This is a genomic window from Acinetobacter sp. COS3 (assembly GCF_000475335.1).
Lineage (GTDB): Bacteria > Pseudomonadota > Gammaproteobacteria > Pseudomonadales > Moraxellaceae > Acinetobacter > Acinetobacter venetianus.
The window spans coordinates 48,736-62,250 of the sequence record NZ_AXCD01000004.1; the positions used below are offsets into that span (position 1 = coordinate 48,736).

Consider the following 13,515-nt stretch of genomic DNA (forward strand, 5'->3'; position numbering starts at 1 on the left):
ACCTATGGTATTTGCTCTTATTTTCTTCTTGCTCACCTTTATGTTGACCTATTTTATGAGGGTGTATGCATTAAAGAGAAATATTATTGATAATCCAAATGAGCGTAGCTCCCATAGTATTCCTACCCCTCGAGGAGGGGGAGTTGCCGTTGTTGTTAGCTACATTTTAGGGGCGATATTATTTATTTATTTGGGTCATTTATCTCCACACATTGGCTTAACTCTTATAATTTCTGGTTTCATAATCGCTTTATTAGGCTTTTTAGATGATCATGGACATATTAACGCCATGCTTCGCTTAGCAATTCACTTTATGGTGGCTGTTGGTGTTGTGATCAGTTTAGGTGGTTTCTCAGAAGTAAAGATTTTTAATAATTTTTCGTTAGGTTTTAGTGCAAATATAATTGCGGTTATTTTTTTAGTTTGGCTACTGAACTTGTATAATTTCATGGATGGAATTAATGGTATTGCTAGTGTTGAAGCAATCACGACGCTGATGAGCATGGCTATAATTTATTCTATATTTAACCTCCAATTAAATATAGAAATACTCTGGTTATTGTCCGCATGTGCATTTGGTTTTTTACTTTGGAATTTTCCTAAAGCTAAGATTTTTATGGGGGATGCTTGTAGTGGTTTCCTTGGCTTGACACTAGGTATGTTCGCTTTAATAGCACTAAAAGAAAATTTAGCTTTATTTTGTGCTTGGATCATTTGTTTAGGTGTATTCATCGTGGATGCTACTTTTACATTGATACGTCGTGTGTTGGGCGGTTATAAAATGTATGATGCTCATCGTAGTCATGCATACCAAATTTTGTCTAGGAAACTCAGTAGCCATACTCCAGTAACGATAGCAGTTGCTCTGGTTAATGTCCTGTGGTTACTTCCTATCGCATATTGGACAGTAAATACAGAATTTAATTATCCTGAGCTTGGTGTTCTTGTCGCTTATCTACCATTAATACTAGTCGCTATCTATTTGAAAGCTGGTACTTCTAATGAATAATAAAAACAAGCCAAATTTACTGATTTTAGGGGCTGGTGGCTTTGGAAAATCTGTTGCTGAATTAGCGAAGTCTTTGAATCTTTGGAGCGAAATTTGCTTCGTGGATGATAGTTGGCCAAACACACTCGAAATTAATAATCATAAGGTTATTTCTGATATTTTAGGCTTAGGTAAGTTAAATTTAGATGCTCATCAAGCAATTGTTGCCGTTGGGAATAATGAATTGAGACAAAAATGGTATAGTCTCTTACATAGCTTAGATATACCTTTCGCTTCTGTTATTGATTCTAGTGCTATCATTAGCCCAAGCACAAAAATAGCAGATGGTGTAATCATTAAGGCTGGTTGTATTGTGGGTGCATCAGTAAAAATTCACAGTGGCGCTATTTTAAATTTAGGGACTTTAGTCGATCATGATGTCGAAATTGGTTCGTGTGCCCATTTAAGTATCGGGGTTAAGGTTGCAGGTGGTAAGAAAATTGCCCCTCTCACTTTTTTAAAGGCTGGTACTCTTGTAGCGGATTAAAAAGTTACAAATTTGATTAAGAAGATATTTAATGTTTATTAAGGCAATAATACAAAAGTTTTCAGTAGCACCAAGGCTTTTTAAACAAGCTTTTCTTGTCCTTTTAGATTTAATGGCTTTTCCTATAATTTTATGGCTTTGTTATGTCATCCGCCTATTTGATTTGGGTGCCAAAATTATCCCAGGCATTGACCATGGCATTTTGCTTGTCACTTTAATTGCAATTTTGAGTTTGGCAATCACGGGTGTTTATCGCTTTATTGTTCGAACCTTTAATGAAGTATTTATTGTTAAGTTGGCGATTGCTGTTAGCTTAAGCATGATCGCGCTCTACACTCTGAGTACGTGTACACAAGCTTATATCCCGATGTCTATCCCATTTATGTTTGGGTTTATGATGTTTGCTTGGGTTTGGACTAGTAGAGCATGCATACGTTTTATTATTAAGGCATCTTTTTATTCAGAAATTGGACGGAAACGTATTGCGATATATGGTGCAGGTGATGCAGGACAACAAATTGCAGCTGCCTTGCATCGTTCAGATGATCATTTACCCATTTTCTTTATTGATGACTATGCATCATTACAAGGCCAAATCGTTGGTGGTTTAAAAGTATATTCTGTTGAAAAAGCATTACAGCGTTTTGAGAAAGATCGGATCGAGGAAATTTTACTGGCGCTTCCTTCGGTTGGTCGCGTAAGAAAAACTGAAATTATTCAACAATTTGAAAGTGCACATTTAAAAATCACTGAATTACCAGGATTGACGCAATTAGTCGATGGTGAGATTAAGATTACAGATATTCAGGAGGTTGACATTGTTGACTTGTTGGGGCGTGATCCAGTTCCTCCAATTTCGCATCTACTTGCAAAGAATATTCAAAATAAAATTGTGATGGTAACAGGAGCGGGGGGCTCTATTGGGTCCGAATTATGTCGTCAGATTATCAAAAACAACCCTAAAATTTTGGTGTTATATGAGTTAACAGAGTTCGCATTATATGACATTGAAAAAGAATTGAGACAGACAGCGAATTGCGAAATTATTCCGATTCTAGGGACTGTACAAGACCAACAAAAACTAGAGCGCATTATTGAACAGTATCACATTCAGACGGTTTACCATGCTGCTGCTTATAAACATGTACCACTCGTTGAGTGCAATCCAATTGCTGGTTTAAAAAATAACGCGATTGGTACAGCAAACAGTTTGAATGCCGCTGTTAAAAATGGTGTTGAGACTTTTGTTTTAATTTCTACAGACAAAGCTGTACGCCCAACCAATGTGATGGGTGCTTCAAAACGAATGGCTGAATTATACTGCCAAGCGGTTGCTGATACACAACCCAATACACAAATTAGTATTGTTCGTTTTGGTAATGTGCTTGGGTCTTCGGGTTCTGTTGTACCATTATTTAAGCAGCAAATTGCACGTGGTGGCCCCATAACAGTGACACATCCAGATGTTACACGTTATTTTATGACGATTCCTGAAGCATCACAGTTGGTGATTCAGGCTGGCGCACTCGGGACGGGAGGAGATGTATTTCTGCTTGATATGGGTGAGCCTGTACGTATTCAAGATTTGGCTCGACAAATGATCAAGTTAAGCGGCTTAACTGTACGTGAAGCTGGATCATTAGACGGTGATATTGAAATTGCATATAGCGGATTGCGTCCAGGTGAAAAACTGTATGAGGAATTATTGATTGATCAAGAAAATACAGAATACACAGAACATACTCGTATTTTACGGTCTTTTGAGAAACATTATCCATTAGCTGAAATTCAATTGATTTTTGATAGAATTAATCAAATGACTGCGGTCGAACATGACGTTGATTGGGCATTAACCCAGCTTGAATATTATGTTGATGGCTACAAGCGTAGTGATGAAGTTAGAGTGAATTAAACTGAGAAATTAAATGATTAAGAAAGCAATTTTGCCTGTCGCTGGTCTTGGAACTCGTTTTTTACCAGCGAGCAAATCAATTCCAAAAGAAATGGTGACTGTGGTTGATCGCCCAGCAATTGAATATGTGGTGCGTGAAGCAGTTGAAGCAGGCATTGAGCAGATCATTTTGGTGACTCACTCATCAAAAGCATCGATTGAGAACTATTTTGATCGTAATTTTGAACTTGAAACGATATTAGAACAAAAGAAGAAGTTCGATTTACTGAAAGAAATTACAGATATTTTACCGAAGCATGTTAGCGTGATTAGTGTACGCCAACCGCAACCATTAGGTTTGGGACATGCGGTTTTATGTGCCAAAGATGTAATTGGGAATGAAGCTTTTGCAGTGTTATTACCCGATGTACTGGTCAAAGATGTTGAAGTGGACAATGATTTATCGCGAATGATTCGCCGTTTTGAGCAGTCGAATGTTGCACAAATTATGGTTGAAGCTGTTCCTGATCATCTGGTTGATCAATATGGCATTGTTGATGTCGCAAATTCGCCAAATGAAGGTGAAAGTATTGCAATGCAAGGCATTGTAGAGAAACCAAGTGTTGGAACTGCACCATCCAATTTGTCAGTCGTTGGCCGTTATATTTTACCAGCACAAATCATGGCACTGTTAGAAAATACACCGCGCGGTGCAGGAAATGAAATTCAATTGACTGATGCGATCGCAGCATTGCAACAATCAGAAACTGTTGAAGCCTATCGTATGAAAGGGCAAACTTTTGATTGTGGTAGCAAGATTGGGTATCTTAAAGCTGTACTACACTATGGTGTTGAACATCCAAAATTGGGTGAAGAGTTTAAGGGCTTAATTCGTGAGTTAGCCCTATAGTTTAGGGTTAACGGTTATGAAAATTGCAGTTTTTGGCAATACCCTATATGCAGGGGTCATGTCTGCATTACTATCAGAGTCTGGGCACAGTGTTTATTGGTGTTCAAACACCGATGATAAAGAAAACACTGTGCAATATTCATTTCATGATGAAAATGTAAGCCGTTTGCTTGATAAGCAGCTCAACAGTGGTTTTTTATATTATGCAAATTTCAAGCATATTCCACTTGATATTGATGTCTATTTATTCAGTTTTAATCAGACACAAGAGCAGCAAGTTTTAGCGTTATTAACTGAATTGCAGCAACGTCCGATTATTCATCCTAAGCTGATGGTGAATGCATCAACATTTGGTTTGCATAGTACAGAAAAATTTAAGCAAATTTTGCCTGAAGATGAATGGGTTTATCTGCCAGATATTATCCAAGAAGGAAATGCTTTACAGAGTTTCACTCAAGCAAAACAACTCATTGTTGGGTATACAGAGCCATCGGCACAGCAGAAAGTCAAAGAATTGTTACGCCCATTTTTTCCGTTTGAGCAACAATTTTTATTTATGCCTGTATTAGATGCTGAGTTTACCAAGCTTAGTATTTCAGGCATGTTGGCGACACGCATTAGTTATATTAATGACTTGGCTGTAGTCGCTGAAAAGTTGGGTATTGATATTACTTCGGTTCGCCAAGGGATGGCAGCAGACAACCGTATTGGTACTGCTTATCTATCGCCTGGTGCGGGTTTTGGTGGAGAAAACTTTTCCCATGATGTATTGACGCTTGCGAATACCGTTGCCAATACAGGGGTAAAGAGCCAGTTGCTTGCTCAAGTTTGGGAAATCAATGAGCAACAAAAAGAAATTTTATTCCGCAAATTATGGAATTATTATCATGGCGATTTGCATGGTAAGACGATTGCAATTTGGGGCGCTTCGTTTAAGGAAAATACCTCAAGCATACAACATTCACCGATTCATTTGATGTTAAAAGCTTTATGGGCGCAGGGCGTTAAAGTGCAATTACATGATCCTCAAGCGCTAGAAGAGATTCAGATGATCTACGGTCAGCGTGATGACTTGATACTTTGTCAGCAGCAGTATGAAGCGCTTGAAAATGCACATGGGTTGTGTGTGCTTACTGCATGGAAACAATATTGGAGTCCTGATTTTAAACAAATGATGCAACGTATGGCTCATCCTTTGGTTTTAGATGGCCGTAATATTTATGATCCCCAATATGTCAAAGCACAACAGTTTGCTTATATGGGGGTGGGGCGTTGATAATGAATTATAAGCAGCCTTTGATAGTTAAAAGCCAGCAACAAGCACTTTCAGCGTTGCGCAACCTTAAAATGCAAACCCAAGACACGCACTTGAATCAATTTTTCTCAGATGATTCAGGGCGCTTCGAGCGCTTTTCAGTCGAACAAGAGCAAATCGTCTTAGATTTCAGTAAGCATCGTATTGATCAAAATGTTTTAAATGGACTTGTTGATTTAGCTCATGCTCAAGACCTAACACAATGGATTCAAAGATTATTTTCTCTTGAAGAGATTAACTATACTGAACAACGTGCTGCAATGCATTGGGCTTTACGTGTGCCTGAGCAAAATCAGCAAGTACTTCCTGAAATTACGGCACAAGTTCATACTCAATTAGAGCGGATGTATAGCTTAGTTGAGAAAATTCATGCAGGCCAATATCGTGGTGCAACAGGTGAAGTGATTCAGGATGTGGTGAATATTGGGGTCGGTGGCTCTGATCTCGGCCCATTAATGGTCACACATGCGCTTTCGGATTTTAAAGTCGTAACAGCAAAGCCTTTGGATGTTCATTTTGTATCGACGATGGATGGCAGTCAGCTTTCTGATTTGCTGCATCAACTTCGACCAGAAACAACGTTATTTATTATTTCGTCTAAGTCCTTTGGTACGATTGATACGCTGTCGAATGCACAAACTGTACGTCAATGGTTAGAAAAAGCTTTAGGTAAAAATAGTCATGTGCTGAAGCATCACTTTATTGGTGTATCAACCAAACCGGATAAGATGTCTGAGTGGGGTATTGCACCAGAAAATCAGTTACTACTTTGGGATTGGGTCGGTGGTCGATACTCACTCTGGTCATGTATTGGTTTACCGATCGCATTAACTGTGGGTATCGATGGTTTCAAACAATTGTTGTCAGGTGCATATGCCATTGATCAGCATTTTCAAACGGCACCGTTTGCTCAAAATATTCCTGTTTTAATTGGATTGCTAGGTGTTTGGAATAATAATTTTCTAGATATTCAAACACATGCAGTACTCCCTTATGATGGGCGGCTCAAATATTTTGCTGCTTATTTGCAGCAGCTGGAAATGGAGTCGAATGGTAAGTCAACACAGAGAAGTGGTGAAAAAGTTGATTCCACGACTTGTCCAATTGTTTGGGGAGAGGTCGGGCCGAATGCACAACATGCTTTTTATCAGCTCCTTCATCAAGGCACTCATAAAGTCAGTTGTGATTTTATCGCACCAGTTAAGCGATACAATGCTAATCATTTTACTTATGCTGAAAATGCAGAAGCTTTGATTGAGCAACATCATTTGGCATTATCAAATTGCCTAGCACAGTCACGTTTATTGGCGTTCGGTAATCAAGCATTAACGGCTGATGAAATTGAAGATTTACCTACTTACAAACAATATGAAGGCAATCAGCCAAGTTCAACGATTTTATTAAAAGAGCTCAATCCATATAGTTTGGGAATGCTCATTGCGACTTATGAACATAAAGTATTTGTACAGTCGGTGTTATGGAATATAAATCCTTTTGATCAATGGGGCGTTGAAAAGGGTAAAGAAATTGCCAATCAATTATTACCTATTCTTAATTGTGAGCAAGATGATTTATCTACATTTGATGCATCGACTCAAGGCTTACTTAAAATCTTATTAGGGAAAAATAATGGCTAAAATTTTGGTCACGGGTGGTGCGGGCTATATTGGCTCGCATACGTGCATAGAGCTATTAAATGCAGGGCATGAGGTGATTGTATTTGATAACCTTTCAAATAGCTCGGAAGAAGCCTTGCGTAGAGTGCAGAAACTCACCAATAAGAGTTTGGTTTTTATACAGGGAGATATCCGAAATCAATCTGAGTTAGATTTGGTCTTTCAAGATCATCAAATTGATGCTGTCATTCATTTTGCGGGTTTAAAAGCGGTTGGAGAAAGTCAGCAGATTCCATTAACTTATTTTGATAACAATATTGCGGGTAGTATTCAGTTAACTAAGTCAATGGAAAAAGCAGGTGTGTTTAAATTAGTTTTTAGTTCATCTGCAACGGTTTATGATGAAGTGAATACTTCGCCACTAAATGAGGATATGTCAACAGGCATACCAAATAATAATTATGGTTATACAAAGCTAATTGTGGAACAATTATTACAAAAACTTGCACACGCTGACCGACGTTGGTCAATCGCATTATTGCGTTATTTTAATCCTGTTGGTGCACATAAGAGTGGTCAAATTGGAGAAGATCCTCAAGGGATTCCAAATAATTTAATGCCTTATGTAACCCAAGTCGCTGTTGGACGAAGAGAAAAGTTATCCATTTATGGCAATGACTATGACACTGTTGATGGAACAGGCGTTCGTGATTATATCCATGTCGTAGACTTGGCTAATGCCCATTTATGTGCATTAAGCAATCGCTTGTCAGCACAAGGTTGCCGAGTTTGGAATATTGGTACTGGAAATGGTTCATCAGTGCTACAGGTAAAAAATACTTTTGAACAAGTTAATGGCGTCTCGATTGCTTTTGAATTTGTGTCGCGCCGTGCAGGCGATGTTGCAACTTCATTTGCTGACAACACTCGTGCACAATTAGAACTAGGTTGGAAACCGCAATATTCTTTGGAAGATATGTTGGCTGACAGTTGGAATTGGCAAAAACAGAATCCAAATGGTTATAACTGAACCATTTAAAACAAAAAAGGAGCAAATTGCTCCTTTTTTGTTCGGGTATTAGCCTTGAATCAATCTCGTTAATTCATCTACATAATGTTGCATTGGTTTTGGATTTTTATCCACGCGACTTTCGATATTCAGTCGAAGCAATGGCTCAGTATTCGATGCACGTACGTTTAAACGCCATGCGCCAAAATCGAGACTGACACCATCTGTACGGTCTACTTGTGGATTTTGGTTGGCATAATGATCAAAAATCTTTTGTACTGTTGCTTGTGTGTCTGCAACTTTAAAGTTGATTTCACCGCTACATGGGAACTTCGCAATCATATTTTCAACTAATGACGAAAGCGATTGTCCTGTTTCTGAGAGAAGGGCAATCGTCAGTAACCAAGGAATCATGCCACTATCGCAATAAGCAAAGTCACGGAAATAGTGATGCGCACTCATTTCACCGCCGTATACTGCATTGTGTTCGCGCATCACATCTTTAATGAAAGCATGTCCTGATTTGGATTGAACTGCGATGCCTTGGTATTGTTCTACGATATCAAAGGTATTCCAAACTAGACGTGGGTCATGCACAATTTTTTCGCCAGATTGTTTGATCAAGAATGCTTGTGCCAGTAAGCCAACAATGTAATAGCCTTCGATGAATTGACCTTTCTCATCAAATAAGAAGCAGCGATCAAAATCGCCATCCCATGCAATGCCCATATCTGCATTGTGCGCAAGCACAGCATCGCGGGTGCTATCACGATTTTCAATTAAAATTGGATTCGGAATTCCATTAGGGAAAGTTCCATCGGCTTCATGATGAATTTTGATAAATTCAACAGGAATATTGAGCCGTTGGAACTTTTGTTCAATCGCATCGATGACATGACCTGCCGCACCATTACCCGCATTCACCACAAGCTTGAGCGGTTTAATCTTTTGTGGATCAATATAAGTGAGTAAATGATCAACGAATTCAGGCAAGATATTATAGTTTTCAGTCGAACCTTTCTGCTCAACTTCACTAAAAGTACCTGATTCTGCAAGGGCTTGGATGTCTTTTAAACCTGTTTCTGCGCTAATTGGGCGTGCATTTTCACGAACCAATTTCATGCCATTGTAGTCCATTGGATTATGGCTAGCCGTCACTTCAATGCCACCTTGTACATCAAGATGGAAAGCGCCGAAATAAACTTCTTCAGTGCCTGTCATACCTAAATCAAGGACATTCACACCCGCATCATTTAAACCGCGAATAGTTGCTTGTTTTAATCCTTCGCTGCTTAAACGAATGTCGCAGCCAATGACGATTTTTTTAGGTTGGTAGATTTGCCCATAGGCACGACCAATGTTATAGGCGATTTCTTCGTTCAGTTCTGTACCTAATTTTCCGCGAATATCATACGCTTTGAAGCAAGTCAGTTGAGTCATTTTGAAAAGTGCTGTTGTGTGTGAATGCCTTGCAGTATACAAAGAGATGGGGGAGTTGAACACTCACATATATACGTCTAATGAAGATCAAATTTGATAGATATGCTCATGTTCACTTGTTTAAGAATAAACAGGCACAGTCTCATTGACTGTGAGTAGCAAATTAGTTTTGTATAGGCATTGCCTGACTTTTAGGGGGGCAAAAGTAACAAAAACCTTGCGCAGCTTTAGTCGCTGCTCATGGACTGACGGCACATCCTGAACAATTTCAAAGCACTGCTTTGAAAGCAGAGCAAGGCAGTCCAACCAGTCGGCATTCATACCAATTACCACGGTAGCAAGCAAGGTCTGGATTTAAATTAAGGATAAGAGCTTGGGCTTAATAAGGCAGTGAAAAATAAAAAAGGTTGTTTCACGTGAAACAACCTTTTTTGATCCATAAAGTCTCCCTTTTAAAAGGGAGATTTAGAGGGATTTTAAGCTGACTTTGCTAGAACTTCAGCCATTGCTTTTGCAACTTTATAAACATTGTTCATGTTTAAACCAGCCACACAAATACGACCACTACGGACTAAGTAGATCGCATATTCTTCACGCAATGTATCGACTTGTTCAGCCGTTAAACCTGTATAGCTGAACATCCCTTTTTGATTCACAAGGTAACTAAAGTCACGATCAGGTAAGGCTTTAGTCAGTTCATCTTTGAGGATGCTACGCATTTTAATAATACGCTCACGCATCTCTTTCACTTCACCCTGCCATTGTTGGTTTAAATCAGCATCATTTAATACTTGATCAACCAACCATGCACCTGTTGTTGGTGGGCTAGAGTAGATACGACGTACTGTTGCTTTTAACTGGCCGAATGTGCATTTTGCGGCTTCAGCATCATCACATACGAAAGTTAAACCACCAACACGCTCACCATACAGTGAGAAGATTTTAGAGAAAGAGTTGCTGACAATAAAGTTCAAGCCCGCTTGGTCTAGAGCACGGATTGCATAAGCATCTTGTTCCATACCATCGCCAAAGCCTTGATAAGCGATGTCGAGGAATGGAATCAGATTACGCTCTTTTAACACTGCAATCACTTGATCCCATTGTGCTGGATTTAAATCCGCACCTGTTGGGTTGTGGCAGCATGGGTGTAATAACACGATGCTTTGTTCAGGTAGCGTATTTAATGTCGATAACATGCCATCAAAATCAACACCACGTGTTTCAGCATCAAAATATGGATAGAAGTTGCTCTTGATGCCTGCACCGTTGAAGATCGCAACATGGTTATCCCACGTTGGTTGGCTCACCCAAACTTCTGAATTTGGGAAATAAGTTTTTAAGAAATCTGCACCGACTTTTAATGCACCTGAACCACCCAAAGTTTGAATGGTAGCAACACGACCTTGTTGAGTTGCAGGGCTATTTGCACCAAACAATAATGCTTGAATCGCATCACGGTATGGTTTGAAGCCTTCCATTGGGAGATAAAGTTTGGTTTTATCATTTTTAGGCGCAATACGTTTTTGAGCTTCGATAATGGTATCAAGCTGAGGAACGATACTGTCTTCGTTGTAGTACAAACCAATACTCAGGTTAACCTTTTCAGCGCGAGAATCAGCATTAAACTGTTCCATTAAAGAGAGGATTGGATCGCCTGCATAAGGTGGGATATGTTGAAACATTAACAATGTCCTTTTATTCAACAAGGTGCATGGATGTGTCTTGAGGAGCGCTGCTCCAGATGCCCAATAATGTACCAATAAAGCGATGATGAAGCACGCTGTTATTTACATCTAGTGCAGTATTTACTTACAAATTTCATGGTAAATGGATCAATTATAGAGATTGTCTACAATCAAGCTGTCATACCATGGTCTTAGGATAAAGCCTAGTCAGAGTCAAAAAGCGGAATAATCTAAATCAAAGAATAAAAAATAAATTCTATTAACCCATTGTTATGTAATGAAATTATTCATAATTTCCTCTGTTTATCGTGTGTTGTAAACGTTGTATCTAGATTATAGGGTTGACTGAGCAAGTCTATTTTATTGTCGACAATCCTATTGCATTTTTTATTGTATCTCGTTATAAAATCATCAAAACTGTAGAGATTGTCGACAATATGCAAGATACCCTTGTTCCTCAAGCCATCAGCACAAGTCAGGGAATGACCCTGACGGAACATGTATTTAAGCAAATTCAATCGGCGATTGTATTAGGACAAATTCCTGCGGGCAGTAAGATTTCTGAGCCTGAGTTAGCACGTATTTATGGCATTAGCCGTGGCCCGCTACGTGAGGCGATCCATCGTCTCGAAGGTCAAAAACTGGTTGAGCGTACCGCCCATGTCGGTGCACGTGTTGTCTCATTGTCACTACAACAATTTAAAGAACTGTACCAAGTGCGTGCATCCTTAGAAGGTCTAGCTTGTAAACTCGCTGCACAGCATATTGATAAAAAACAAATTCTAGCCTTACGTGATGTATTGCGTATGCATGCCGAAGATGAAAACTTTAAAGCAGGTAAGGGTTATTACTTGCAAGAAGGCCAAGACGATTTCCATTACTGCATTATCAAAAGCAGTGGCAATAAAACCTTAGAAAAAATGTTATGTGATGAGCTTTATCACCTCATCCGTATGTATCGAATTCAATTTTCAAATACCCCAGATCGACCAAGTAAAGCTTGGGACGAACATATCCGCATATTAGATGCGATTGCTGAGGGTGATGGTGAGTTGGCTGAAATGCTGATGCACCGTCACATCAATGCATCCTACAAAATTGTTGAGCAAACATTGCTGCAAACTCAAGGAGAACATCAACATGGCTAAATCTGCTGGTCAGCTATTCCGCGACGCGGTCGCAAATGAAAAACCATTACAAGTGGTCGGTGCGATTAACGCCAATCATGCATTGTTAGCAAAACGTGCAGGCTATAAAGCAATTTATTTGTCTGGTGGTGGTGTGGCTGCTGGTTCGTTGGGCTTACCTGATTTGGGTATTAGCAACCTTGATGATGTATTGACGGATGTACGCCGTATTACTGATGTATGTGATTTACCATTATTGGTTGATGTGGATACAGGCTTTGGTGCTTCAGCATTTAATATCGCACGTACCACTAAATCAATGATTAAGTTCGGTGCAGCAGCAATGCACATTGAAGACCAAGTGGGTGCTAAGCGTTGTGGTCACCGTCCAAATAAAGCAATCGTGACACAACAAGAAATGGTGGATCGTATTAAAGCGGCAGTGGATGCACGTACTGATGAAAACTTTGTGATCATGGCACGTACTGATGCACTTGCAGTTGAAGGCTTGCAGGCAGCGATTGACCGTGCAGGGGCATACATTGAAGCAGGTGCGGATATGTTATTCCCTGAAGCGATCACTGAATTGGCAATGTACAAGCAGTTTGCTGATCTGACCAAAGTTCCAGTATTAGCGAACATTACTGAATTTGGTTCTACACCATTGTTTACGACTGAAGAATTGGCTTCTGCGGATGTGAGCATTGCGTTATATCCACTTTCAGCATTCCGCGCGATGAACAAAGCAGCGGAAAATGTGTATGAAACTCTGCGTAAAGAAGGCACACAGAAGAACGTTGTTGACACCATGCAAACCCGTCAAGAATTGTATGAACGCATTAATTATCATGCGTTTGAACAGTATCTTGATGCATCGTTTGAAAAGGCAAAATAAGAAATCCCCCTAAATCTCCCTTTGGAAAGGGAGGGCTAGGGAGGGATTTTAGAACTCATAATTCACATAGAAAGAACAGAAAAGGACAATCT

Annotated in this window: 11 protein-coding genes; 9 read left to right on the forward strand and 2 right to left on the reverse strand. The window is 39.4% G+C overall.

Annotated elements, in window-relative coordinates:
• Positions 1-4: 4 nt before the first annotated feature.
• Genes IO68_RS19195 through galE form a run of 7 tightly spaced genes read left to right on the forward strand, consistent with a single transcriptional unit; the run spans position 5 to position 8,297 of the window.
• On the forward strand, positions 5-1,009 hold the full coding sequence (locus IO68_RS19195; protein ID WP_023012591.1) for an MraY family glycosyltransferase: 1,005 nt from the start codon (positions 5-7) through the stop codon (positions 1,007-1,009).
• A complete protein-coding gene (locus tag IO68_RS19200) occupies positions 1,002-1,535 on the forward strand; it encodes an acetyltransferase (RefSeq protein ID WP_023012592.1) in 534 nt (177 codons plus the stop codon). The genes IO68_RS19195 and IO68_RS19200 overlap by 8 nt, the downstream gene beginning before the upstream one ends.
• A 37-nt stretch (positions 1,536-1,572) precedes the next feature.
• Positions 1,573-3,447 carry a polysaccharide biosynthesis protein gene (locus IO68_RS19205; protein ID WP_031234664.1) on the forward strand — a complete coding sequence of 625 codons (1,875 nt, stop codon included), beginning with the start codon at positions 1,573-1,575 and terminating at the stop codon, positions 3,445-3,447.
• A 13-nt stretch (positions 3,448-3,460) separates the two neighbouring features.
• Positions 3,461-4,336, forward strand: a complete 876-nt coding sequence (gene galU, locus IO68_RS19210; protein ID WP_023012594.1) for a UTP--glucose-1-phosphate uridylyltransferase GalU — start codon at positions 3,461-3,463, stop codon at positions 4,334-4,336.
• A gap of 16 nt (positions 4,337-4,352) precedes the next feature.
• The gene (locus IO68_RS19215) at positions 4,353-5,612 is read left to right on the forward strand and encodes a nucleotide sugar dehydrogenase (protein WP_023012595.1); all 1,260 of its coding nucleotides are present in this window, start codon (positions 4,353-4,355) and stop codon (positions 5,610-5,612) included.
• 2 nt (positions 5,613-5,614) lie between these two features.
• On the forward strand, positions 5,615-7,288 hold the full coding sequence (gene pgi, locus IO68_RS19220) for a glucose-6-phosphate isomerase (RefSeq protein WP_023012596.1): 1,674 nt from the start codon (positions 5,615-5,617) through the stop codon (positions 7,286-7,288).
• Positions 7,281-8,297 carry a UDP-glucose 4-epimerase GalE gene (gene galE / locus IO68_RS19225; RefSeq protein ID WP_023012597.1) on the forward strand — a complete coding sequence of 339 codons (1,017 nt, stop codon included), beginning with the start codon at positions 7,281-7,283 and terminating at the stop codon, positions 8,295-8,297. Before pgi ends, galE begins: the two co-directional genes overlap by 8 nt.
• Before the next feature lie 48 nt (positions 8,298-8,345).
• On the opposite strand, the gene IO68_RS19230 is transcribed toward galE, so the two are convergent.
• Both IO68_RS19230 and IO68_RS19235 read right to left on the reverse strand, forming a co-directional pair.
• The gene (locus tag IO68_RS19230; RefSeq protein WP_023012598.1) at positions 8,346-9,716 is read right to left on the reverse strand and encodes a phosphomannomutase/phosphoglucomutase; all 1,371 of its coding nucleotides are present in this window, start codon (positions 9,714-9,716) and stop codon (positions 8,346-8,348) included.
• 476 nt (positions 9,717-10,192) lie between these two features.
• On the reverse strand, positions 10,193-11,398 hold the full coding sequence (locus IO68_RS19235; RefSeq protein ID WP_023012599.1) for an aromatic amino acid transaminase: 1,206 nt from the start codon (positions 11,396-11,398) through the stop codon (positions 10,193-10,195).
• A 440-nt stretch (positions 11,399-11,838) separates the two neighbouring features.
• Here IO68_RS19235 and IO68_RS19240 point away from each other — a divergent pair, with 440 nt between their 5' ends.
• Both IO68_RS19240 and prpB read left to right on the forward strand, forming a co-directional pair.
• A complete protein-coding gene (locus IO68_RS19240; protein WP_007478243.1) occupies positions 11,839-12,549 on the forward strand; it encodes a GntR family transcriptional regulator in 711 nt (236 codons plus the stop codon).
• Positions 12,542-13,423, forward strand: coding sequence for a methylisocitrate lyase (gene prpB, locus IO68_RS19245; RefSeq protein WP_004882090.1), 882 nt, complete (start codon positions 12,542-12,544; stop codon positions 13,421-13,423). The genes IO68_RS19240 and prpB overlap by 8 nt, the downstream gene beginning before the upstream one ends.
• The last annotated feature ends 92 nt before the right edge of the window (positions 13,424-13,515 follow it).